The organism is Phenylobacterium sp. GW823-FHT02A09, from assembly GCF_058797775.1.
Map to the genome: position 1 here is coordinate 335,041 of NZ_JBXAJZ010000003.1, position 21,366 is coordinate 356,406.

The 21,366-nt window shown below is 70.4% G+C and carries 21 protein-coding genes and 1 tRNA gene; 12 read left to right on the forward strand and 10 right to left on the reverse strand.

What is annotated here, in order from left to right:
• The first annotated feature begins 4 nt into the window (after positions 1–4).
• The 5 genes from AC1Q87_RS14265 to AC1Q87_RS14285 are packed head-to-tail and all read left to right on the forward strand — an operon-like array spanning position 5 to position 4,453.
• Positions 5–832, forward strand: coding sequence for an ABC transporter permease (locus tag AC1Q87_RS14265; protein ID WP_492609588.1), 828 nt, complete (start codon positions 5–7; stop codon positions 830–832).
• Complete coding sequence (locus AC1Q87_RS14270; protein ID WP_492609589.1) at positions 829–1,812, forward strand: ABC transporter ATP-binding protein; 984 nt, start codon at positions 829–831, stop codon at positions 1,810–1,812. The genes AC1Q87_RS14265 and AC1Q87_RS14270 overlap by 4 nt, the downstream gene beginning before the upstream one ends.
• Positions 1,809–2,810 carry an ABC transporter ATP-binding protein gene (locus tag AC1Q87_RS14275; RefSeq protein WP_492609590.1) on the forward strand — a complete coding sequence of 334 codons (1,002 nt, stop codon included), beginning with the start codon at positions 1,809–1,811 and terminating at the stop codon, positions 2,808–2,810. Before AC1Q87_RS14270 ends, AC1Q87_RS14275 begins: the two co-directional genes overlap by 4 nt.
• Before the next feature lie 4 nt (positions 2,811–2,814).
• The gene (locus AC1Q87_RS14280) at positions 2,815–3,147 is read left to right on the forward strand and encodes a tautomerase family protein (protein ID WP_492609591.1); all 333 of its coding nucleotides are present in this window, start codon (positions 2,815–2,817) and stop codon (positions 3,145–3,147) included.
• 19 nt (positions 3,148–3,166) lie between these two features.
• Entirely contained in the window at positions 3,167–4,453 is a 1,287-nt protein-coding gene (locus tag AC1Q87_RS14285) for an MFS transporter (protein WP_492609592.1), read from the forward strand.
• On the opposite strand, the gene AC1Q87_RS14290 is transcribed toward AC1Q87_RS14285, so the two are convergent.
• A complete protein-coding gene (locus AC1Q87_RS14290) occupies positions 4,450–5,421 on the reverse strand; it encodes an aldo/keto reductase (protein ID WP_492609593.1) in 972 nt (323 codons plus the stop codon). The genes AC1Q87_RS14285 and AC1Q87_RS14290 overlap by 4 nt on opposite strands.
• Positions 5,422–5,569: 148 nt before the next feature.
• Between AC1Q87_RS14290 and AC1Q87_RS14295 the strand changes: the two genes are divergently transcribed.
• From AC1Q87_RS14295 to AC1Q87_RS14305, 3 genes are all read left to right on the forward strand, one after another.
• Complete coding sequence (locus tag AC1Q87_RS14295; protein ID WP_492609594.1) at positions 5,570–6,655, forward strand: LLM class flavin-dependent oxidoreductase; 1,086 nt, start codon at positions 5,570–5,572, stop codon at positions 6,653–6,655.
• 98 nt (positions 6,656–6,753) lie between these two features.
• Positions 6,754–8,145, forward strand: a complete 1,392-nt coding sequence (locus AC1Q87_RS14300; RefSeq protein ID WP_492609595.1) for an NtaA/DmoA family FMN-dependent monooxygenase — start codon at positions 6,754–6,756, stop codon at positions 8,143–8,145.
• Positions 8,146–8,148: 3 nt separating this feature from the next.
• Positions 8,149–8,934 (forward strand): sulfurtransferase, encoded by a 786-nt coding sequence (locus tag AC1Q87_RS14305; protein ID WP_492609596.1) that lies wholly within the window; start codon positions 8,149–8,151, stop codon positions 8,932–8,934.
• A 29-nt stretch (positions 8,935–8,963) separates the two neighbouring features.
• Here AC1Q87_RS14305 and AC1Q87_RS14310 read toward each other — a convergent pair.
• A tRNA-Arg gene (locus tag AC1Q87_RS14310) sits at positions 8,964–9,040 on the reverse strand.
• Between the two features lie 60 nt (positions 9,041–9,100).
• On the opposite strand from AC1Q87_RS14310, the gene dctA reads away from it, so the two are divergent.
• From dctA to AC1Q87_RS14330, 4 genes are all read left to right on the forward strand, one after another.
• The gene (dctA, locus tag AC1Q87_RS14315; protein ID WP_492609597.1) at positions 9,101–10,408 is read left to right on the forward strand and encodes a C4-dicarboxylate transporter DctA; all 1,308 of its coding nucleotides are present in this window, start codon (positions 9,101–9,103) and stop codon (positions 10,406–10,408) included.
• Between the two features lie 107 nt (positions 10,409–10,515).
• Positions 10,516–11,661 carry a sensor histidine kinase gene (locus tag AC1Q87_RS14320; protein WP_492609598.1) on the forward strand — a complete coding sequence of 382 codons (1,146 nt, stop codon included), beginning with the start codon at positions 10,516–10,518 and terminating at the stop codon, positions 11,659–11,661.
• Positions 11,658–12,017, forward strand: coding sequence for a response regulator (locus AC1Q87_RS14325; RefSeq protein WP_492609599.1), 360 nt, complete (start codon positions 11,658–11,660; stop codon positions 12,015–12,017). The genes AC1Q87_RS14320 and AC1Q87_RS14325 overlap by 4 nt, the downstream gene beginning before the upstream one ends.
• A gap of 40 nt (positions 12,018–12,057) precedes the next feature.
• Entirely contained in the window at positions 12,058–12,891 is an 834-nt protein-coding gene (locus tag AC1Q87_RS14330) for a CAP domain-containing protein (protein WP_492609600.1), read from the forward strand.
• Here the strand turns inward: AC1Q87_RS14330 and AC1Q87_RS14335 are convergent.
• The 8 genes from AC1Q87_RS14335 to AC1Q87_RS14370 all read right to left on the reverse strand — a co-directional run bounded on the left by AC1Q87_RS14335 (position 12,888) and on the right by AC1Q87_RS14370 (position 21,360).
• Positions 12,888–13,718, reverse strand: a complete 831-nt coding sequence (locus AC1Q87_RS14335) for an alpha/beta hydrolase family protein (protein WP_492609601.1) — start codon at positions 13,716–13,718, stop codon at positions 12,888–12,890. The genes AC1Q87_RS14330 and AC1Q87_RS14335 overlap by 4 nt on opposite strands.
• A 70-nt stretch (positions 13,719–13,788) precedes the next feature.
• A complete protein-coding gene (locus AC1Q87_RS14340) occupies positions 13,789–14,298 on the reverse strand; it encodes a CarD family transcriptional regulator (RefSeq protein WP_492609602.1) in 510 nt (169 codons plus the stop codon).
• Positions 14,299–14,574: 276 nt separating this feature from the next.
• Positions 14,575–14,916, reverse strand: a complete 342-nt coding sequence (gene fdxA / locus AC1Q87_RS14345; RefSeq protein WP_492609603.1) for a ferredoxin FdxA — start codon at positions 14,914–14,916, stop codon at positions 14,575–14,577.
• Positions 14,917–15,000: 84 nt separating this feature from the next.
• Entirely contained in the window at positions 15,001–17,391 is a 2,391-nt protein-coding gene (locus AC1Q87_RS14350; RefSeq protein ID WP_492609604.1) for a penicillin acylase family protein, read from the reverse strand.
• Between the two features lie 32 nt (positions 17,392–17,423).
• On the reverse strand, positions 17,424–18,194 hold the full coding sequence (locus tag AC1Q87_RS14355; protein WP_492609605.1) for a pseudouridine synthase: 771 nt from the start codon (positions 18,192–18,194) through the stop codon (positions 17,424–17,426).
• Between the two features lie 21 nt (positions 18,195–18,215).
• On the reverse strand, positions 18,216–18,497 hold the full coding sequence (locus AC1Q87_RS14360; protein ID WP_492609606.1) for an RNA-binding S4 domain-containing protein: 282 nt from the start codon (positions 18,495–18,497) through the stop codon (positions 18,216–18,218).
• Positions 18,494–21,028, reverse strand: coding sequence for a helicase-related protein (locus AC1Q87_RS14365; RefSeq protein ID WP_492609607.1), 2,535 nt, complete (start codon positions 21,026–21,028; stop codon positions 18,494–18,496). The genes AC1Q87_RS14360 and AC1Q87_RS14365 overlap by 4 nt, the downstream gene beginning before the upstream one ends.
• Positions 21,029–21,069: 41 nt before the next feature.
• Positions 21,070–21,360 carry a type II toxin-antitoxin system RelE/ParE family toxin gene (locus AC1Q87_RS14370; protein ID WP_492609608.1) on the reverse strand — a complete coding sequence of 97 codons (291 nt, stop codon included), beginning with the start codon at positions 21,358–21,360 and terminating at the stop codon, positions 21,070–21,072.
• Positions 21,361–21,366: the final 6 nt, after the last annotated feature.

Sequence of the window (21,366 nt, forward strand, 5' to 3'; positions counted from 1 at the left end):
CGGCATGATCAGCTTCCTCCAACGGTTCTCGCAGAACCGCCTGGCCCTGGCAGGTCTGATCCTGCTGGGCCTCGTCCTGCTGGTCGCCCTGCTGGCGCCGGTCATTTCTCCGCAAGACCCCCTGCGGATCGTCGGACCGGCGTTGTCGCCGCCGTTCTCGCCGGGCTTCCCTCTGGGGACCGACGCGCTGGGCCGCGACATGCTGGCGATGCTGGTCCACGGCGCGCGCACCACCTTGCTGATCGGCGTCGCCGCGGCCCTCACGGCGATCTTGATCGGCGTCTCGGTCGGCGCCATCGCCGGCTACTACGGCGGCGTCGTCGGGGCGTTCTTCACGCGCCTGATCGAGCTCTTCCAGACCATTCCCGGCCTCATCTTCCTGCTGGCGGTGGTGTCGTTCGTCGGTCCGCAGCTGATCTTCGTGGTGCTGGCCATCGGCCTCATCTCATGGGAGTCGATCGCGCGCCTGACCCGCGGCGAGTTCCTGACCTGGCGCAAGCGCGACTTCGTGCTGGCCGGCCGGACCATCGGCATGGGCGACCTGCAGATCATCTTCGGCGAGATCCTGCCCAACGCCATCGGGCCGGTGCTGGCGGTGTCCACGCTCAGCATCGCCGGCGCGATCCTGGCGGAGTCGGGATTGTCGTTCCTGGGGCTCGGCGACCCGTCGGTGACCACCTGGGGTCGGCTGATCGGCGAGGGCCGGGGACTGATCCGCACCGCCTGGTACGTCTGCGCCATCCCCGGGGTGGCGATCGTGCTCACCGTCTTCGCGCTCAGCCTGGTCAGCGACGGCCTCAACGACGTTCTCAATCCCCGGAGGCAGCGATGACCTTGGCCGAGCCGCTGATCGAGGCGCGGGGACTGTCCACCGCTGTGCGGACCGCGGCGGGCGAAACGTCGATCGTGCGCTCGCTCGACCTGTCGATCGGCCGCGGCGAGACCGTGGCGATCGTCGGGGAGTCCGGCTGCGGCAAGTCGCTGGCCGCCCTCTCGATGATCCGTCTGCTGCCCAAGGGACAGGCGCGGGTCACCGGCGGCGAGGTGCGGCTGGACGGGCGCGACATCCTGGGACTGCGCGAGCGCGAGATGAACGCCCTGCGCGGGCGCGACATCGCCCTGATCTCCCAGGACCCCATGAGCGCGCTCAATCCGCTGATGACCGTCGGCGCCCAGCTCTACGAAGCGATCGGCGCGCATGCGGCCTTGCCGCGCGAGGCCCTGCGCGCGCGGGCCCTGGAGCTCATGCGCCTGGTTCGCATCCCCGATCCGGAGACGCGGCTGGGCGAATATCCGCATCGCCTCTCGGGCGGCATGTGCCAGCGGATCGTCATCGCCATGGCGATCGCGGGCAATCCGCGGCTGCTGATCGCCGACGAGCCGACGACGGCGCTGGACGTGACGATCCAGGCCCAGGTGCTGCAACTGCTGCAGCGCCTGAAGGAGGAGACCGGGATGGCGTTGCTCATCGTCACCCACGACTTCGGGGTCGTCGCTGAAATGGCCGACCGGGTCGCGGTGATGTACGCCGGCCGGATCGTCGAGGAAGGCCCGGTGCGCGAGATCTTCCGCGCGCCCCGGCATCCCTACACGCAAGGGCTCCTGGCCCTGACGCGGCCGGTCCCGGCCGGAGAGCGGCTGCCGGAGATCCCCGGCGTCGTGCCGCCCTATGCCGACCGACCCGCGGGCTGCGCATTCCGCGGCCGCTGCGAGCGTGCGCTGGAGATCTGCGGAACGACGGCCCCGGTCCGCCGCATCGTCGGCCGCCGCCATGAGGTCGAGTGCTGGTTCGATGGGGAGGTGAGCGCATGAGTCTGCTCAGCATCAAGGATCTGCACGTCAGGCTGCCGACCGGGCAGGGCGTGGTGCACGCCGTCAACGGCCTGGATCTCGAGATCGAGGCCGGGACGACGGTCGGACTGATCGGCGAGTCGGGCTGCGGAAAGTCGACGCTCGGCAAGGCGATCCTGCGACTGGCGCCGTCGGCCGAGGGCGCGATCGAGCTCGACGGGCGGGACATCACCCATCTGGACGCCCAGGCGCTGCGCGCCGTGCGGCCGAAGATGCAGATGATCTTCCAAGACAACGGCAGCGCGCTCAATCCGCGCCACACCATCGGCAAGAGCATCGGCCAGCCGCTGCGCCTGGCCGGGTGGTCGGCAAAGGAGACCCGTCACCGGGTCGAGGAGCTGCTGGCCCTGGTCGGACTTCCCGCCGACGCTTATGGCCGCTATCCGAACGCGTTCTCGGGCGGCCAGCGCCAGCGGATCGGCATCGCCCGCGCGATCGCCCTCAATCCCAGCCTGATCGTCTGCGACGAGCCGGTGTCGGCCCTCGACGTCTCCGTGCGGGCCCAGGTCATAAACCTGCTGGGCGACCTGCAGCGCGATCTGCAGATGTCCTACCTGTTCATCTCGCACGACCTTTCGGTGGTCGAACACATCGCCGATCGGGTGGTGGTCATGTACCTCGGCCGGATCGTCGAGCAGGGGACGCGGCAGACCTTCTGGTCGGCGCCCCGGCACCCCTATACGCGCGCGCTGCTGGCCGCCGCGCCGGCGACCGATCCCGACGCCGTCAAGGCCATCGACAAGCCCGTCCTGCAGGGCGAGCTGCCCAGCAACCTGAACCTGCCCCAGGGCTGCTTCTTCCAGGGCCGCTGCCCGCTGGTCGAGCCGCGCTGCCGCGAGGTCGCGCCGCAACTGCGGCCCGCCGAGGGCGGCAATCTCGTCGCCTGCCATCTCGTTCCCGAAGCCGCCGGCGCACAGGCCGGCGCGTCGGTCCAACTTGCTCCTACCGAAAGTCAGTAACCCGATGCCCTCGACCCTGATCTCCACGCGCCAAGGCTGGATCCAAGACCCGCAGGCGCTGTTCGACGCCGTGCAATCGGCCCTGACCGAGAGCATCGGCACGCCGCCGGCGGCGCGTCACCTGCGGCTGGTCGAGCACCCCGCCAGCCATTTCAACAGCGGCCCGGGCGAGAGCGACCGCTACACCGAGCTGCAGATCACGCTCTTCTCGGGGCGCACCGACGAGCTCAAGCAGGCGCTGTTCGCGGCGGTGAAGCGCAATCTCGGCGGCCTCGGCCTGGCGGAGGCCGACGTCAAGGTGATCCTGATCGAGTCCCCGCGCGAAAACTGGAGCTGAGCGGTCCGGCCGATTTTCGATGACCGCTTTCGCCGCCTTTCGTTCGGGCGACTTCCGTTGGTTCTACGCGGCGCGGGTCGCCAACAACCTGGGCACCAACATCATGCTGCCGACGCTGGGTTGGCAGGTCTATGCGCTGACGCGTGATCCCCTCGCGCTGGGCATGGTGGGGCTGGCGGTCTTCGTGCCGGTCCTGCTGTCCACCTTGCCGTCGGGCCAAGCCGCCGACCGCTTCGAGCGGCGCAACGTCTATCGCCTCTTTCAGCTGGTGCTGACCGCCGCGGCGGTGCTGCTTACCGCGTGCACGATCGCGGGCGTGACCTCGGCGGCGCCGTACTTCCTCGCGGCCGGCGTCTTCGGCATGGGCAAGACCTTCTCGGCGCCGTCGGCCCTGGCCTGGATGCCGCGGCTGCTGCCGGTCCAGGATCTGCCCAACGCGGTGGCGTGGACCTCCTCGGCCTTCCAGCTGACCGCCATCGCCGGGCCTGCGATCGCGGGCCTGATCATCGCCGGCTCGGGCGAGGCGTCGGCCTACGGCGTGGCGGCGGGCTCCTATCTCGCCTCCTTCGTCCTGGCCACCCTGGTGAAGACCCGCAGTCGCGGCGGCGACACCCAGACCAGGGGCCTGGCGCATCTGCTCGGCGGGCTGACCTTCATCGCCCGCAGCCCGCTGATCCTGTCGGTGACGACCATGGACCTGTTCGCCGGCCTGCTGGGCGGGGCGACGGCGCTGCTTCCGATCTTCGCCACCGAGATCCTCCACGTCGGCGAGGCCGGCTTCGGGGTGCTGCGCAGCGCCCTGGCGGTCGGAGCCCTGGCGGCCGGGACGCTCATCGCCCTCCGGCCGCTGCGGCGACGGGTGGGACTCTGGACCTTCGTGGCGCTCGCCGTGTTCGGGGCCTCGCTGGTCGTGTTCGGACTGTCGAAGTCCTACCTGCTGTCGGTCGCCGCGCTGACGGTGATGGGCGCGGCGCGGATGGTCGGGGCCTGCGTGCGCCAGCTGCTCATCCAGCTCTCGACGCCGGACGACATGCGCGGACGGGTGAGCTCGGCCAACATGGTGTTCGGAAGCGCCTCGACGGAGCTCGGCGACATGGAGGCCGGGTTCGTCGCCTCCCTGACCGGGGCCGCGCCGGCCGCTGTCATCGGCGGCGTCGGGGTGCTGGCGGTGGGCGGCCTGTGGCTGTGGCTTTTTCCGACCCTGCGGAAGATCGACCGGATCGAGGATGCTCTGACGCCGTCCTTCGCTGGCGCAGGGGAGCCCGCCCGGCCCGCCGCGTTGGCGGGCCGGGGGACGTCCGGCTAGGAAGGACCCTGGGCCGGCGCGTTCTCGGGGAACCGCGCCCCGACGGTCACGCCGACCGGGAAGGCGGCCTCCAGTTCGGCGAGGATCTCCTGGTCCAGCTGCAGGTCGTTGGCCGCCCAGTTGCTTTCCAGGTGCGAGACCCGCCGCGTGCCCGGGATCGGGACGACGTTCTTGGAGAGCACCCAGGCCAGCGCCACCTGGGCGCTGGTGGCGCCGAGCCGGCCCGCGACGCCTTCGATCGCGGCGCGGCGGCGGGCGTTCGCCTCGACCGCCTCGGCCTGGAACCGGGGGTGACGGTGACGGACGTCCTCGGAGTCCTCGGGCGCCGAAGCCCCGGCCAGGAACCCGCGACCCAGCGGCGAGAACGGCACGAAGGTGACGCCCAGCTCGCGGGTGGTCGGCAGGATCTCGGCCTCCACCTCGCGGGTCCACAGCGAGTACTCGCTCTGCAGGGCGGCGATCGGATGCACCGCGTGCGCGCGCCGGACGGTCTCGGCGGTCGCTTCGGAGAGGCCGATCGCGCCGATCTTGCCTTCCTCCTTCAGCCGCACCAGCCCGCCGATCGCGTCCTCGATCGGCAGCGAGGCGTCGATGCGGTGCAGGTAGTAGAGGTCGATCTGCTCGACCCCGAGCCGCTTGAGGCTCTTCTCGACCTGGAGGCGGGTATAGGCGGGGCTGTTGTTCACCCGCTTGCCTTCGGCGCCCTCCTGGGCTTCGCCGCCGCCGACGATGCCGACCTTGCTGGCGATCACCACCTGGTCGCGGCGGCCGCGGATCGCCCGGCCGACCAGCTCCTCGTTGTGGCCGGCGCCGTAGACGTTCGCCGTGTCGATCAGATTGATCCCGAGCTCCAGCACGCGCTCCAGCGTCCGTAGCGACTCCGCCTCATCGGCATGCCCGTAGTTGTGGGACAGGCCCATGGCCCCGAACCCCTGGCGGCTCACCTGGAATGATCCGATCGAGCTCATTTGTTATCCTTCTAATCCTATTGACCTACTAGGATATGGCGCGTAACAGACACGGCCTCAGGGGGCAAGGCGAGCCTTGCCGCCAGCCGGCTCAAGGCGCGTTGCGCGCCGCAGCTGGACAGTGAAAATCTAGCGGGACCACGGCGAAATGAGCAACAGACCTCTGCATTTCGGCTTCAGCTACACGCCGTACGGCGAGCCCGGGGCGCGGTTCGATCCGTTCGATCCCGCGCAGATTTCAAACCTGGCTCAGAGCGTCGAGAAGGCCGGCTTCACCTTCATCCGTTTCCAGGACAAGCAGGCGGTCGGCGAGGGGCCGGCGGCCTTCGCCCGCACCGAACCCTTCACGACGGCGTCGTTCCTGGCCACCCGCACCAAGCGGCTCGGCTTCTTCGTCACCGGCAATACGAGCTATTTCGAGCCCTTCAACCTGGCGCGCCTCACCTCGTCGCTGGACCACGTCACCCATGGCCGGGCCGGCTGGGAGCTGGTTTCGGGCGCCTCCTATCCCGCGGCGATCAATTACAGCCAGGCTGAGCCGTCGGCCGAGGAGCACTACGGACGTGCGGCCGAGGCCACCGAGATCCTGCGCAAGCTGTGGGACTCCTGGGAGGACGACGCCTTCATCCGCAACAAGGCGACCGGCGAGTACGTCGACGGCGACAAGATCCATCCGATCCATCACGCCGGCGAGCGCTTCCGCATCAAGGGGCCGCTGAACGTCGCGCGGCCGCCCCAAGGCCAGCTCGTCGTGGCGCACGAGATCACCTCGGAGCTGTCCTATCGGCTCGCCGCCGCCGAGGCCGAAGTGGTCTTCTTCGGCGCCCATCCGGTCGAAGAGCTGAAGGCTCGCGTTCAGACCTTCCTGGCGGCGCTCGCCGCCGCCGGCCGTGACCGCTCTGAGGTCCGCCTGTTCGCCGAGGCGACGCCGATCGTGGCGGCAGATGCGGCCGACGCCGCGGCGCTGCTGGAGCAACTCGGCGCGGACGCCGCTTCGCATTTCGCCGGGACGCCGGGCGAGATCGCCGCGCAGCTGGCCGCCCATGCCGACGCGGTCGGCCTCGATGGCCTGACGCTGAAGGCCGCGGCGCTGCCGGGGCAGCTCGACGCCCTGGTCGAGCAGCTTGCGCCCGAACTGCAGCGCCTGGGCCTGCTGGCCGCCCCGCAGAACGGCGCGACCCTGCGCGACCACCTGGCCCTGAAGAAGCCCGTGAACCGCTACGCGGCCGCCTGAGCCGAAGCATCGACGTCGGTCGGCCGTGGGGCCGGCCGACCCAACAATTGACGACTCTCGCCGGCCAAGGTTCGCCGGCGCCAAAGTGGAAATGTCCTATGGCTGAGCGTGAACTGCACTTCGGACTGATGTTCTGGGCGAACGGCACCCACCCGTCGGGGTGGCGGATGCCGACGGCGCTCGAGACCGCGCCCTTCGACATCGAGTTTCTGCAAGGCGTGACCCAGATCGCCGAAGCGGCGAAGTTCGACTTCCTGTTCCTGGGCGACCGCCTGGCCTCCGACCCGGCGCTGCAGACCACCAATCCCTCGCAGATGTCGCGGCTGGAGCCGTTCATTTCGGCCTCCAGCCTGGCCGCCGCCACCAGCCGCATCGGCATCGTGGTCACCGCCAACCCGACCTATTACGACCCCTTCGCCATCGCGCACCTGACGGCGTCGCTGGACCATCTGTCCGGCGGGCGCGCCTCGTGGAACCTGGTGACCGGCGCAGATGAGATCGCCGCCGCGAACTTCAGCCGCGACGAGCACTGGGACACCGACAAGCGCTACGACTGGGCCGAGGAGTTCGTCCAGGTCGCCAAGAAGCTGTGGGATTCCTGGGACGAGGACGCCTATGGGCCCGAGCCGAACAGCGGCGCCCGGTCCATCAACCACCGCGGCCGCTTCTTCTCCATCGACGGCCCGTTGCCGGTGCGCCGTCCGCCGCAGGGCCACGTGGTGATCCTGCACGCCGGCACCTCCGATCGCTCGCGTGAGCTGGCGGCCCGCGACGCCGACGTCGTGTTCGCCGCCGGCCCCACCATCGCGGTGGCCAAGGCCTATTATGACGACGTGAAGACCCGGGCGAGAAAGTACGGCCGCACGCCCGACCAGATCGCCATCCTGCCGGGCATGACGCCGATCGTCGCCCCGACCACCGCCGAGGCGGTGAAGATCTACGACCAGCTCAACAGCTTCATCCAGCTCGACGCCGAGGACACGCTCGAAGAGCATCGCCGCTATGGCGCGCTGGGCGGCCGCGGCAAGCGCAACCTCTCCAACGTCACCCGGGTGATCGAGGTCGACGTGCGCGGGCGCGCGCCGGACGAGGCCGTCGACCCGCGGGTCCTGAAGGAAGCCAACGAGGAGGGCCAGCGCCTGTTCGCCCAGATCAGCGAGCGCACGCGCCGCGACGTCACCGGCGCGAACCGCATCACCTACCGCGACCTGATCATCGCCGCGGCGGGCCAGGGCGGCGGCGTGGTCGGCGATCCGATCGAAGTCGCGGACTACATCCAGGACTGGTTCGAGAAGGAGGCCTGCGACGGCTTCAACATCTTCCCGTCGTACAATCCCGACTCGGTCAGCGCCTTCGCCGATCTGGTCGTGCCGGTGCTGCAGGACCGCGGGCTCTATCGCCGCGACTATTCGGGTCCGACCTTCCGCGATCATCTCGGCCTGGCGCGCCCGGCCAACACCCTGAGCGGCGCCCGCGCCGCGGCGGAATAGGTCATGAGCCGCTCCGAAGTCCTGATCTCGGCTGGGGACCTGAAGTCGCGGCCTGACGCGGTGCTGATCGACGTCGGCCCGCGCGAAGGCCGCGACGTCGGCCTCGCCGGCGCCGCGCCGGCGGAGCTCGGCGCCGACTTCGCCGGCGTCGGCGGCGGCGACCTCGGATCCCGGCCGTTGCCGCAGGTCGCCGATCTGCAGGCCCGCGTCCGGCGCTGGGGCGTCAACGCCGACGCCCTGGTCGTGGTCTATGACGACAAGGGCGGCCTGCAGGCCGCCAGAGCTTGGTGGACGCTGCGCTGGGCGGGGCTGTCCCAGGTGCGATTGCTCGACGGGGGGCTCCAGGCGGCGCAGGCCACAGGGCTGCCGCTCGGGCCGCTCACGGAGCGATCCGGTCCGCAAGGCGATGTCGTCCTGTCGGCCGGGCATCTGCCGGTTCTGGACGCGGACGGCGCCGCCGGACTGGCGCGCGCGGGACGGCTGCTCGACGCACGCGGCGCCTCGCCCTTCAAGGGCGACGAGGCGGCGCGGACCGGCGGGCATATTCCCGGTTCCGTCAATCTTCCGGCCGCGGGCAACCTCGGCCCGGACGGGCTCTTCCTGTCAGACGAGGCCTTGGCGTCGCGCTATGCGGCGTGGGGCGACGGACTGGGCGTCTCATGCGGGGCGGGCGTGTCGGCTGCGCACGCCGCCGCGGCGCTGGCGATCCTCGGCAAGACGCCCGCGCTCTACGTGGCGTCCTGGTCGGGATGGAGCAGCGACCCGCATCGCCCCGTGGCGTACGGCTAGCTTCAGGCTAATTGGGACGACACGAGCCCTGGCGGCCCGGGAGGGACTCGAACCCCCGACCTTCGCTTTAGGAAAGCGCTGCTCTATCCTGCTGAGCTACCGGGCCGACCGGTGGGGGTGATAGCGCAAGGCTGTTCCGGTGGGAATGGCTGCGATAGAGGGGCGTATGGGGTTCTTGAAGGTGTTTCGCCTGCTCTACGTGCAGGTTCTCGTCGCGATCGCGCTGGGCATCGCCGTGGGCGCGATATGGCCTGACGTCGGCATCGCGCTGAAACCGCTCGGCGACGGCTTCATCAAGCTGATCAAGATGGCCGTCGCGCCGGTGATCTTCTGCACCATCGTCGCCGGCATCGCCCGGATGAGCGACATCAAGGCGTTCGGCCGGCTGGGCGCCAAGACGCTGATCTATTTCGAGGTGGTCTCGACCCTGGCGCTGGTCATCGGCCTGGTGGTCGGCAACCTGGTCAAGCCGGGGCAGGGGTTCAACATCGACCCCAGCACCCTCGATCCCAGCATCGCCGCCGGCTATGTCGAGAAGGCCGAGCATGGCGACAGCCTGCCCGACTACATCCTCAGCCTGATCCCCGACGCCTTCTTCGGCGCCTTCGCCGACGGCGCGCTGCTGCAGGTGCTGGTCATCGCGATCATCACCGGCTTCGCCTGCTCGCGGCTGGGGGCGTTCGGCGACAAGGTCGCCGGCGTGCTCGAGGACATCTCGAAGGTGTTCTTCTCGATCATCCAGGTGATCGTGAAGCTGGCCCCGATCGGCGCGTTCGGCGCCATGGGCTTCACCATCGGCAAGTACGGGCTCGCGGCGCTGCTGAAGCTGGGCGCGCTGGTGGCGACCTTCTATGCGACATCGCTGCTGTTCGTGCTGGTGGTGCTGGGCCTGATCGCGCTGGCCGCCGGCTTCTCGATCTTCAAGTTCCTGCGCTACATCCGCGAGGAGCTGCTGATCGTGCTGGGCACCTCCTCGTCGGAGTCTGTGCTGCCGCAGATGATGGACAAGATGCAGCGGCTGGGCGCGGGCAAGACCACGACCGGCCTGGTGATCCCGACCGGCTACTCGTTCAATCTCGACGGCACCAACATCTACATGACCCTGGCCACGCTGTTCCTGGCCCAGGCGACCAACATCGACCTGACCCTGACCCAGGAACTGACCCTGCTGGGGGTGGCGATGCTGACCTCGAAGGGCGCCAGCGGCGTCACCGGCGCGGGGTTCATCACCCTGGCCGCGACCCTGGCGGTGGCGCCTCAGATCCCCATCGCCTCGCTGGCGATCCTGGTCGGCGTCGATCGGTTCATGAGCGAGTGCCGGGCCCTGACCAACCTGGTCGGCAACGGCGTGGCCACCCTGGTCATCGCCCGCTGGGAGGGCGATCTCGACCGCGAAACCCTGGCCCGCGAGCTCGAACGCGGCCCCAACCATGTCGCCGCCGCGCCGGTCCCCGCCCACGCCGAAGCCGACTGAACCGGCGAATTCAAATCGCGATCAACCCGCGATTGACTTGCGTCGGGTGGCGCCGATGAGGCAGGTTCAACCTAGGGCTAGTAGTTGAAGCGCCAGGGGAGCACGCCATGTTGGAGGCGGCCGCTCAGAGGGGGATGTCGGGCGGTGACCCGAAGGACCCGGTCTTCGCCCTCGTCGAGGTGATCGAGGCGCTGTCCGGCGTGCGCTCGGTCGAGCAGATCGCCGACATCGTGCGGACCCGCGCCCGCGCCCTGTCGGGCGCCGACGGGGTGACCTTCGTGCTGCGCGACGGCGAGGAGTGCGTCTATCTGGACGAGGACGCCGTCGCCCCGCTCTGGAAGGGGCTGCGCTTCCCGATGAGCGCCTGCATCTCGGGGTGGGCGATGCTGAACGGGCGGACCGCGGTGGTCCCGGACATCTACGTCGACGCGCGGATCCCGCTTGACGCCTATCGTCCGACATTCGTGCGCAGCCTGGTGATGACGCCGGTGCGTCCAGACGACGCCATCGCCGCCATCGGCGCCTACTGGAGCCAGCCGCGCGAGCCGACCGAGGCGGAGGTCACCCTGCTGCAGGTGATCGCCCGCGCCACGGCCACGGCCCTGGCCAACGTCCAGGCCTACGCCTCGCTGGAAGAGACACTGGAGCGGCGCAAACTGCTGATCCGCGAGCTCGACCATCGCTGCAAGAACACCCTGGCCGCCGTGCAGTCGATCGCCGACCAGACGCTGCGGCGCTCGGCCTCGCCGGCGCATTTCGTCGAAGCGTTCAGCGGCCGGATAGACGCGTTGTCTCGGGCGCACGAACTGCTGACCCGCGGCGACTGGGGGCCGGCGGGCCTGGCCGACGTGGTGGGGCAGGCGCTGACCCCGTTCTGCGGGGTCGGCGGGCTGCGGCTGGCGGTGTCGGGACCCCAGGTCGGGCTGACCCCCGAGACGGCCGTGGCGCTGCACATGACGGTTCACGAGCTGGCGGTGAATGCGACCAAGTACGGTGCGCTCAGCGTCGAGGGCGGACGGCTCGACGTGAGCTGGGAGGTCGACCAGCGCGAGGCGCCTGGCGCGCTGGAGTTCCGCTGGATCGAGCGCGGCGGCCCGAAAGTCGATGCGCCGAGCACGCGCGGGTTCGGTTCGCGGCTGATCGAACAGGGCATGGCCCAGGAGCTCGGCGGCGAGGCGCAGATCATGTTCGACCCGGAAGGCGTGCAGTTCCGTCTCCGCGCGCCGCTCTCGGCGCGGATGGCGCTCGCATGACGCCGCGGGTGGTGCTGGTCGAGGACGAGCCGCTGGTCTCGATGATGATGCAGGACCTGCTGACGGACCTGGGCTGCGAGGTCGCCGCGGCCTTCGGAGCGCTGGCGCCGGCGCTGGCGTGGCTGTCGCGTCAGGAAACGCCGCCGGACGGAGCGGTGCTGGACGTCAATCTCGGCGGCGGCGAGACGGTGTTCCCGCTGGCCGAGGCGCTGCGCGCGCGGGGGGTGCCGTTCGTCTTCGCGACGGGTTATGGAGTCCTGCCGAGCGACGGCTTTCCGGACACTCCGCTGCTGAGCAAGCCGGTCAACCAGGATCAGCTCTTGCCGGTGGTGCGGGCGTTTGCGGCCCTCGCCTAGCGTCGCTTAACGGGCCAGGTTCGGCCCGACGGGAACCAGGATGCAGCAACGCGCCCCATCCCGTATCGGGTCCGCCACGCCGTCGCGCCGCCTGCTGCTCGCCGGCCTGGGCGGGCTGCTCGCCACGCCGGTCGCCGCCCGCGTGATCCCCGGCGTGACGGAAGACGTCTGGTTGGCCTACGAGGCGCGGTTGCGCGCGCGGGCGAGCGACGCCGGCGGCGGCGCGTTCCAGGGCGCGAGCGAGCGCCAGCTGCTGGTCCTGACCAACGCGGCCCGCACGGCGAGCGGCGCCCCGGCCCTGGCCTGGAATTCCGAACTGGCCAAGGTCGCGCGCGGGCATGCCGCCGACCTCGCCGCCCGCGGCTATGTCGAGCACTTGTCGCCCGAGGGCTTCGATCCCAGCCACCGGGTGGGACTGCTGGCGCGGCGGATGATCGGGTCGGCCAGCGAGAATATCGCCTATCGCCGCGCGGCGCAGACCGCCGACGCCGACGACTTGATGGGCATCTGGCGGCGCAGTCCCTCGCACTGGTCGAACCTGCTGCGGACGCGCTACGCCCAGGCCGGGTTCGGCGTCGTGGCGCGCGGCCAGCGGACCTATGCAGTGGGGCTCTATGCGCGCCCGGACGGGGCGCTGGGCGCGCCGCTCCCGTTCAAGCTGGAACAGGAGGCCGAGCTCGCCAACGCTTTACGGCAGGCCTCGCCGGCGTTCGACAGCTTCGCCCTGGCCGACCCGCTGGATGAGGACGCGGCCTGGGCGCGGCTCGAGGGGGGCGAGCCGCTGCCGCCGGGGATCTATCAGCTGCGGCCGCGGCGGCGCGTCGACCGCTTGCGCTACCAGATCCTCTGGGGACCGATCTTCGCGCGGGTCTAGCCGAGCCGCGCCAGCAATTCGGCGCGGATCGTGGGCCAGGCCTGCGAGGTCGGATCGATCAGTTCGAAGTGGCCGGCGTCTGCGAAGTCGATCACCTGCACGGCGTCGCCCGCCGCGGCTGCGGCGCGGCCGTACGCGGCGCCGAAGGCGCTCGGCACGATGTGGTCCAGGGCCCCGGAGATCACCGTCTGCGGTGCGCCAAGCGGCAGCAGGCGGGGCGGAGAGGTGTCGGCGTAGACGTCGTCGCGCGCGCCGGCTCCGACCAGGGCGTCGATGACCCCCGGGCCGCCGCACTCGTCGGGCCCCTCGGCGTGATAGGCGGCCAGGTCGATGATCCCGGCCAGCGGGACCGCGCCGCGCGCGGGCAGGGGGCCTTCGACGTAGAGCGGACTGGTCGGGGCCAGGCGCGGGCGCCCCAGCGCCCAGACCGCCAGGTGACCGCCGGCCGAGTGACCGCTGAAGACGGTGCGCGAGAGGTCGAGCGCGTGCGGCCTCGCAAGCTGGCGCAGGTGGTCGACGGCCGCGCCGACGTCAAGGAAGGTGCCGGGGAAGCCGCCGCCGTCATGGCCGATGCGGCGGTACTCGATGTTCCACACGGCCACGCCGTGCGCGCGCAGGTCGGCGCAGGCGTAGTCCATCAGTTCCAGTCCCGGCAGGTCGGCGCGCCAGCAGCCGCCGTGGATCATCACCAACAGCCGGCGGGGGCCGGCCCCGGGCGGCAGCCAGAGTTCCCCGAACTGCAGCGGATGCACGCCGTAGGCGATGCGCAGGTCGGCGGCGACGCGGGGGCGGGACAGCAGGTCGCTGAAAGTGATCGGCGCGGGCATGCGGAACTCTGGATGCGAAAACGCCCGACCTTGCGGCCGGGCGCTTCGAACTTGCAATCGGGTGGGGCGGTTAAGCCGCCACCGCCTTCACCAGGCTCTTGTTGAGGATGGTGATGGCCTCTTCGCGGTCGATGCGCTCGATCGCGGCGACTTCGCGGGCCATGCGGTCCAGCGCCGATTCATAGAGCTGGCGTTCCGAGTACGACTGCTCCGGCTGGTTTTCGGCGCGGTGCAGGTCGCGGACCACTTCGGCGATCGAGATCAGGTCGCCCGAGTTGATCTTGGCTTCGTATTCCTGGGCGCGACGCGACCACATGGTGCGCTTCACGCGGGCGCGGCCCTTCAGGGTGGTCAGCGCCTGGACGACGACGTTGCCTTCGGCCAGCGAACGCAGCCCGGCGGTGCGGGCTTTCGCGGTCGGGACGCGGAGGGTCATCTTTTCGTGGTCGAAGGTGATGACGTAAACTTCGAGAGAATAGCCGGCGACTTCCTGGGTTTCGATCCCCTGTACCTGGCCCACGCCATGAGCCGGATAGACGACGTGATCGCCGACCGAGAATTCCAGACCGCTCTTGCTCATTCGCTCAAGTCCTTTCGACTCGTCCGAACCCGTTAAGAGGCGTTAATCGGCGCCCACAAGGCCAAAGGACATCCGCCGCAAAAACTGCGCGGTGTCTTACCCCTGTAGGAACGGAATAGACCTCTAGGACACCCTTCGCCTTTTTGCGGCGTGACACTGGCCGGGGACGGCTCTTCTGCAGAAATTGATGCGGCGCGCGTGATCGCTACCCTCACATCAGCGCGGAAGGTATCATAAAAATCAGCCGAAAGAAAGGCTTGCCCCTTTAGGAGGCGCCTATGAGCCGCGGCCGGGCTTTTCGCTGAAGTACTTTTCGAACTTGCCGGTCTCGCGCTCGAACTCCTCGCGGTCGGCGGGCGGCTCGCCCTTCACCGTGATGTTCGGCCAGACCTTGGCGTAGTCGGTGTTGACCTTCAGCCACTTGGAGTCGGCGTCGTCCTCGGTGTCCGGCTTGATCGCGTCCACCGGGCATTCCGGTTCGCAGACGCCGCAGTCGATGCACTCGTCCGGATTGATGACGAGGAAGTTCTCGCCTTCGTAGAAGCAGTCGACCGGACACACCTCGACGCAGTCCATGAACTTACATTTGATGCAAGGATCCATGACGATGTAGGTCATCGCGAGGTACAACTCCGGCCGGTCTAATCGGGCGGCGGTTTTTCCGGCTCCGGGCGCCCAAAGTCAATGGCCGTGGCCCGCAACTTATCTGGAAGGGGCTTTAGCCGCTCCCGTCGGGCGCAGACTCATCACCGTTTCGGTCGCCGCCTCGACCGCCGTCCGCGAGTAGGTCAGCGGCACGTACCGCCCCTTGGCCCACAACGGAAACAGGTCGCGGAAGTGCGGGCTGGCCGGGTCGCCGGACTGGCCCGGCGTGTTGATCGCCACGCTGTTGTCCCAGGCGCCGACGTCCAACACCATTCGGAAGGAGGCGCCGGCGACGACGCGGTAGTCGTTCGGCCGCCAGGTCGCGGCCAGCGGCGACAGCGCCGTCCCGGCCATCGGCGCGGTCCCGCTGGACCAGGCCTCGCGCTCGGCGGCCGGGACCAACGGAGTCAGCGCGTGATCGAATCGCGCCTGATGCAGCTTGCCCCACGCCCAGGCCTTCGGATCGGGGCCGAGCTGGCCGGCGACCTCGTCATAGGCGGCCAGCAGGCTTTCGGAGAGGATGGCGTCGCGCGCGGCGGCCGGATCGGCGCCCAGGCTGGCGTCCGGCGCCTCGAGCAGCGCCATGACCGCGGCGATGTCGCCATTCCCCACCGCGGCGCGGGCGGCCTGCGGCACGGCGCGGGCGACGGCGGCCTTGCCCAGGTGCTTGGTGATCCAGACCTCGTAGAGCGCCGCGCCGGCGCTGTCGGCGCTGGTCTTCTGGTCCCATCCGGCCAGCAGGGCGATGGCGGCGGCCAGCTTGGCGTCGTTGGTCTTCACGCCAGCCAGCAGGGCGTTCATCCGCCGCACGGTGACGTCGGTCGGATCCGTCTGCAGCGCCATGGCGTCGGCCAGGGTCAGCTTGTCCTTGGCGGCCAGCACCTCCTCGATCCGCTGCATGCGGGCGGCGTTGGACCACTCGAACCCGACCTTGCGCTCAGCGTAGGGGTAGTCCCTGGGCAGGTTCAGCTGGTTGGCCGAGGCGAACCAGCCCGAGGCCGGGTTATGTGTGCTGGGCAGTTCCTCAAGCTTCAGGAAGCCGGTCCACTCGTAGCGGCCGTCGCCCGGGACCGGCGTCAAGCCGTCCCAGTTGGCGCGCCGCGGCACCTTGCCGGCCGCGACCCAGCCGATGTCGCCCTTGGTGTCGGCGAAGACCTGGTTCTCGGACGGCGCGCCCCATTCCGACAACGCGTCGCGGAAGCTCGGCCAGTCCTTGGCGGTCATGTAGCCCATCGAGCCGAAATAGGCCGACGTGCCGGGCTCGGCCCAGACGCTGCGCACGGCGAAGGCGCGCGACTTGGCGGCGTCGGCGTAGACCACCGGGCCGTGGCGGGTGAAGTGCAGCTCGACCTTGCGCGGCGCCTCGCCCTTGACTTCGATGGTCTCGGTGACGGCGGTCATGTCGGCCCAGCCGTCGGCGTAGCGATACTTGAGCGGCGCGCCGGCCTGCGTCTCGTAGACGTAGAGATCTTCCTGGTCGGCCGGGAAGATGGTCAGGCCGAACGCGACCGTGCCGTTGTGGCCGATGGAGACGCCGGGCAGCGCTGGCTCGCCGGCGCCGATCACCGAAAAGCCGGGGGCTTCCATGTGCACGATGTAGCGCAGCGAGGGGGCCGAGTGCTCGCGGTGCGGGTCGTTGGCCAGGATCGGGCGGCCGCTGGCCGTGCGGCTGCCGGCCACGGTCCAGTTGTTCGAGCCGATCGCCTCGGGCGGGATCTCGAGCATGGCGAGCTTGGCCTGCGAGCCGGTAAAGCGCACGCCGCGCGTGGCCAGTTCGTAGTCGCCCAGCACCGCCTCGGGGATGTCGCAGGGATCGAGGCCCTCGGGGACCTTGGTCTCCCACTTGGGTTCGATGTGCTTGTAGAGCCGGGCGGCGTCGATGCCGGCGGCGCAGGCGATGCGGGCGCGGCCGACTTCGTTGGGGACGTTGCGGGTCAGGCCGTGGCTGCGGATGCGGACCACGTCGTCGGCGCTCCAGCGCTCGGGCCTGGTTCCGGCGACCTGGAACTCCTGGGGCAGCGGCCGTTTGCCGGCAGCGATCTCGTCGACAAAGGCGTTGAGGCCGGCGACGAAGGCTTCGGTGTTGTCCTTGGCCCCGGCGCCATAGGCGTTCCACTCGCGGGACATGTCGCCGCGATAGAGGAACAGGCGCGCCGCGCGGTCCTGGGCGACGTAGTCGGGCCCGAAGTCCTTGGCCAGCAGGCCGAGGCCGCGCTTGCGCCAGAGGTCGACCTGCCAGAGCCGGTCTCGGGCGACGTTGTAGCCCTGCAGGAAGAAGGCGTCGCGGGTGCCCGCCGCATAGATGTGGGCGATGCCCCAGCGGTCGATGCGGATCTCGGCGGGCTTGTTCAGCCCGGCGACGCTCAGCGTCTCCTGCCTGGGCGCGGCGACCGCGGCGGTGGAGCAGAACAGGACGGCGAGCAGGGCGGCGGACACGAGGCGTTGCATACGGCCACGCTAGGCTGCGCGGTCGGCGCCGACTAGCCCTTGGAGGCGGCGATCAGCGCCGCGCGTTCTTCGGCGGTGAGCGGCCGCCACTTGCCCTCCGGCAGGTCGCCGAGCTTCAGGGGGCCGACGCGGACGCGCATCAGGTCGACGACGCGCAGTTCGACCAGCTCGGCCATGCGGCGGATCTGGCGGTTGCGGCCTTCCTTGAGCACGATATTCAGCTTCTGCTCGGTCACCTGGGTGACCTTGGCCGGGCGCAGCTTGCGGCCGTCGAGCTCGAGGCCATGGCGCAGCAGGGCGATCTTCTGGGGGGTGATCACCCCGGTCAGGAGCACGTTGTACTCCTTGTCCATCTCGCTCTCCGGCCCGATCAGGGCCTTGGCCAGCACGCCGTCCTCGGACAGCACCAGCAGGCCGCGCGACTCGCGGTCCAGCCGGCCGAGCGGGGCCAGGTTGTTGGCGGCGGTCGGAATGGTCGCTTCGCCGCCCCATAGCGCCTGACGGGTCAGCAGGGTGACGGCCTCGACCTGGTCGTCCTGCGGCAGCGACGAGACGATGCCGATCGGCTTGTGCAGCACGATCGAGAGGCTGGAACTCAGCTGTTCCTGGGCGCTGTCGTTCAACACCAGGGTCTGGCCCTGCAGGATTTTGCGGCCGGCGTCGTCCACTCGCTCGCCGTCGATGAACACCAGCCCCTGGGTGATCAGGCCCTCGGCCTCGCGCCGCGAGCAGACGCCGCTCTGCGCCAGCCACTTGTTGACGCGTTGGGGTTCAGGGTCGTCGTAGCGCCGGGTCCAAGCCATGGCGTCCATGTAGGCCGCGGGCTAGCCGGCGTCCATCGGGGCGTAGAGCGTGCGGGCCTCCTCGGCCGGGCCGCGGCGTTCGCCCAGGGCGGCGACCTCGACGGCGATCAGCCGCCCGCCGAGGGCGAAGACCACCCGGTCGCCGACCTTCAGCGGCCGGGCGCACTTGTCGATGCGGGTCTCGGTCCCGCCGCGGGTCAGGCGCACCTTCCCGTCGTCGAGGAACTTGGCGGCCAGCGAGCGGGTCTTGAAGAACCGCGCGCGCCACAGCCACACGTCCGCCCGGCAGGCGTCCTCGCTCACGACGCCTGGCTCCGCGCCGCCTTCGGCTTACGCCGTCGGCGGGGGCGGCGCGCGGGCGGCGGCGCCTCCTTCAGCGCCGCGAGGGCGGCGAACGGCGAGTTGGCGGGCGGCGGGGCGGCGATCTGCGGCTTCGGCTTCTCGCCGCGCCGGCGCCAGACCAGCGGCTCGCCGTCCTTGGGCTTGGTGGTGGGGGCGAAGGCGAGGGCGCGCATGATCTCGCGGGCGTCGGTCTCGCTCCAGCCGAGCTCTTCCCGGGCCTGGTCCGAGAGCAGGCCGGCCTTGGGCGCGGCGCGCAGCAGGGCGTCCAGCCGCTCCAGGGTCTCGACCGGGACGGCGTGGCGGCCGACCGCGCGCAGGCCGAAGGCGGCGAGGATCCGCGGTTCGGGGAGCGGGCCGTCGAGGCGTCCGGCGGCGGGCCGCCCCTCGCGCGGGACGAAGCCCTGGGCGAAGGCCAGGGCCTGCGACCGCAGGAGCGCCGGCAGATAGAGGCTGAAGGCGCCCAGCCGCACGCCCAGCGACTTCAGGGTGCGTCGCTCGACCTGGCTCAGCGCCTTGGCGTCGGCCCGCACCAGGTCGCGATCCAGCACCCCGCCGGCCTCGATCAGGCGATAGGCGAGCCCGCGGGCCAGACCCTTGACCTTGCCCGTGGCGACGGCGCTCTCGAGCCTGCGCAGCGGCGCCAGGCGGCGGGCGGCCTCAGCGGCGAGGAACGCTTCCAGCCGACGGGCTGCGCGTTCGCGGGCCTGGCCGGGGCCAAGCTCGCCATAGAGCCGCACGCGCGGCGCGAACGGCGTGCCGCCGGCGAAGGCCCCGGCCGCCTCGCCGCGCCAGAGCACGACGCCGTCGGGGGTGAAGGCAAAGGCCTCGTCCGGCTCGGCCGACAACTGGCCGAGCCGCTTGGCGATCTCGGGCGAGACGGCGGCGACGGCGGCGGCGCGCAGCGCCTTCTCCTCGATCACCGAGGAGCCATGGGCCGGTTCGAAGGCGACGCCGCTCAGCTTGCCGACGTACTGGCCTTCGACCGTCACCGCGCCGTCGGCGGCGACGCCGGCGAGCACGTCGCCGCGCACGTGCAGCGCGCGCATCAGCACGCTGGTGCGGCGGTCGACGAACCGCGCCATCAGCTTCTCGTGCAGGGTGTCGGAAAGCCGGTCTTCGAGCAGTCGGGTCTTGCCTTGCCAGCCGCCCGGGTCGGCCAGCCAGTCGGGGCGGTTAGCGACGTAGGCCAGGGTGCGGACGCTGGCGAGTCTGGCCGCCAGGGTGTCGATCTCGCCGTCGGTGCGGTCCAGGTGCTTGTACTGGCCGGCGATCCAGTCCTCCGGGACCTTGCGGTCGCGGCTGGTCAGCCAGCCGAAGAACTCGCGCACCAGCCGGATGTGCTCCTCGCCCGAGGTCTTGCGGAAGTCCGGCGTCTGGCAGACGTCCCACAGGCGGGTCATGGCCGAGCGGTCGCGCTGGGTGCGGTCGATCACCTCCGGCTCGTCGGCCAGGGCGCGCAGGGTCTTTTCGTCCAGCGCCTCGGCCGACAGCTTCAGGCCGGGCTGGGCCGGCGGCGCCGAGAGCGAGCGCTGCAGGGCCGCGACCGAGGAGAAGTCGAGGGCGGCGTTGCGCCACTCGGCGGCGGTCACGGCTTCGAAGTGGTGCTCCTGCACCGCCTCGATCAGGTCGGCGTCCATGTCTTCGCACTCGCCGGTGACGCCGAAGGTGCCGTCGCGGGTGAAGCGGCCGGCGCGGCCGGCGATCTGGCCGACCTCGGGCGGGTGCAGGAAGCGGGTGCGCTTGCCGTCGAACTTGCGCAGGCCCGCAAAGGCCACGTGGTCGACGTCCATGTTCAGGCCCATGCCGATGGCGTCGGTGGCGACCAGGAAGTCGACCTCGCCGGACTGGTAGAGCGCGACCTGGGCGTTGCGGGTGCGGGGGCTCAAGGATCCCATGACCACCGCCGCGCCGCCGCGCTGACGGCGGATCAGCTCGGCGATGGCGTAGACCTGGTCGGCGGAGAAGGCGACGACGGCCGAGCGGCGCGGCAGGCGGGTGAGCTTCTTGGGCCCGGAATAGGTGAGGCGCGAGAACCGCTCGCGGGTGACGATCTCGGCTTCGGGCAGCAGCCGGCGGATCAGCGGCGCCATGGTGCCGGCGCCCATGAACATGGTCTCGAACCGACCGCGGGCGTGCAGCAGGCGGTGGGTGAAGATGTGGCCGCGCTCGGGGTCGGCGCAGAGCTGGATCTCGTCGACGGCCAGGAACTCGACCTGGCGGCTTAGCGGCATCGCCTCGACGGTACAGACGAAGTACTGCGCGCGGGCCGGGACGATCTTCTCCTCGCCGGTGATCAGGGCCACGCAGGACGGGCCGCGCAGTTTGACGATGCGATCGTAGATTTCGCGCGCCAGCAGCCGCAGGGGCAGGCCGATCATGCCGCTGGCATGGCCGAGCATCCGCTCGACGGCCAGGTGGGTCTTGCCGGTATTGGTCGGTCCGAGCACCGCCACCAACTTGGGCGGGCCGAAGTCCGACAGACGCGCGCTCATGAACTGAAGGTGGGGCGGGAATCACCGCGCGGCAAGCGCGGCTAAAGATGCCGGCCGACGTCCATCCTCTGGTGAAGCACCCGGACCACATCGAGCACGTCATCGATGAGCCGATAGAACAAAAGATGGGACCCGACGGAGACCTTGAAGTAGCCGGCTCGAACCTCGTGGCATGCACGGCCGCGGAGCGGATGGGCCGCTGCGTGCTCAATCGCCCGTTGGATGTCGCGAATGTAGTCCGTGGCGCGGTCGGCGCCCCAGCGATCGGCCCCGTAGTCCCAGATATCGCCAAGGTCGGCTTTCGCTTTGGGCGAAAGGACGTATGGGGCCATGGAGGA

What these genes read in the sequence shown, in the direction of transcription:
- AC1Q87_RS14265 (WP_492609588.1), top strand. Translation starts at nt 5, where the DNA reads ATGATCAGCTTCCTCCAACGGTTCTCGCAGAACCGCCTGGCCCTGGCA.
- AC1Q87_RS14270 (WP_492609589.1), top strand. Translation starts at nt 829, where the DNA reads ATGACCTTGGCCGAGCCGCTGATCGAGGCGCGGGGACTGTCCACCGCT.
- AC1Q87_RS14275 (WP_492609590.1), top strand. Translation starts at nt 1,809, where the DNA reads ATGAGTCTGCTCAGCATCAAGGATCTGCACGTCAGGCTGCCGACCGGG.
- AC1Q87_RS14280 (WP_492609591.1), top strand. Translation starts at nt 2,815, where the DNA reads ATGCCCTCGACCCTGATCTCCACGCGCCAAGGCTGGATCCAAGACCCG.
- AC1Q87_RS14285 (WP_492609592.1), top strand. Translation starts at nt 3,167, where the DNA reads ATGACCGCTTTCGCCGCCTTTCGTTCGGGCGACTTCCGTTGGTTCTAC.
- AC1Q87_RS14290 (WP_492609593.1), bottom strand. Translation starts at nt 5,421, where the DNA reads ATGAGCTCGATCGGATCATTCCAGGTGAGCCGCCAGGGGTTCGGGGCC.
- AC1Q87_RS14295 (WP_492609594.1), top strand. Translation starts at nt 5,570, where the DNA reads ATGAGCAACAGACCTCTGCATTTCGGCTTCAGCTACACGCCGTACGGC.
- AC1Q87_RS14300 (WP_492609595.1), top strand. Translation starts at nt 6,754, where the DNA reads ATGGCTGAGCGTGAACTGCACTTCGGACTGATGTTCTGGGCGAACGGC.
- AC1Q87_RS14305 (WP_492609596.1), top strand. Translation starts at nt 8,149, where the DNA reads ATGAGCCGCTCCGAAGTCCTGATCTCGGCTGGGGACCTGAAGTCGCGG.
- dctA (WP_492609597.1), top strand. Translation starts at nt 9,101, where the DNA reads ATGGGGTTCTTGAAGGTGTTTCGCCTGCTCTACGTGCAGGTTCTCGTC.
- AC1Q87_RS14320 (WP_492609598.1), top strand. Translation starts at nt 10,516, where the DNA reads ATGTTGGAGGCGGCCGCTCAGAGGGGGATGTCGGGCGGTGACCCGAAG.
- AC1Q87_RS14325 (WP_492609599.1), top strand. Translation starts at nt 11,658, where the DNA reads ATGACGCCGCGGGTGGTGCTGGTCGAGGACGAGCCGCTGGTCTCGATG.
- AC1Q87_RS14330 (WP_492609600.1), top strand. Translation starts at nt 12,058, where the DNA reads ATGCAGCAACGCGCCCCATCCCGTATCGGGTCCGCCACGCCGTCGCGC.
- AC1Q87_RS14335 (WP_492609601.1), bottom strand. Translation starts at nt 13,718, where the DNA reads ATGCCCGCGCCGATCACTTTCAGCGACCTGCTGTCCCGCCCCCGCGTC.
- AC1Q87_RS14340 (WP_492609602.1), bottom strand. Translation starts at nt 14,298, where the DNA reads ATGAGCAAGAGCGGTCTGGAATTCTCGGTCGGCGATCACGTCGTCTAT.
- fdxA (WP_492609603.1), bottom strand. Translation starts at nt 14,916, where the DNA reads ATGACCTACATCGTCATGGATCCTTGCATCAAATGTAAGTTCATGGAC.
- AC1Q87_RS14350 (WP_492609604.1), bottom strand. Translation starts at nt 17,391, where the DNA reads ATGCAACGCCTCGTGTCCGCCGCCCTGCTCGCCGTCCTGTTCTGCTCC.
- AC1Q87_RS14355 (WP_492609605.1), bottom strand. Translation starts at nt 18,194, where the DNA reads ATGGCTTGGACCCGGCGCTACGACGACCCTGAACCCCAACGCGTCAAC.
- AC1Q87_RS14365 (WP_492609607.1), bottom strand. Translation starts at nt 21,028, where the DNA reads ATGAGCGCGCGTCTGTCGGACTTCGGCCCGCCCAAGTTGGTGGCGGTG.
- AC1Q87_RS14370 (WP_492609608.1), bottom strand. Translation starts at nt 21,360, where the DNA reads ATGGCCCCATACGTCCTTTCGCCCAAAGCGAAAGCCGACCTTGGCGAT.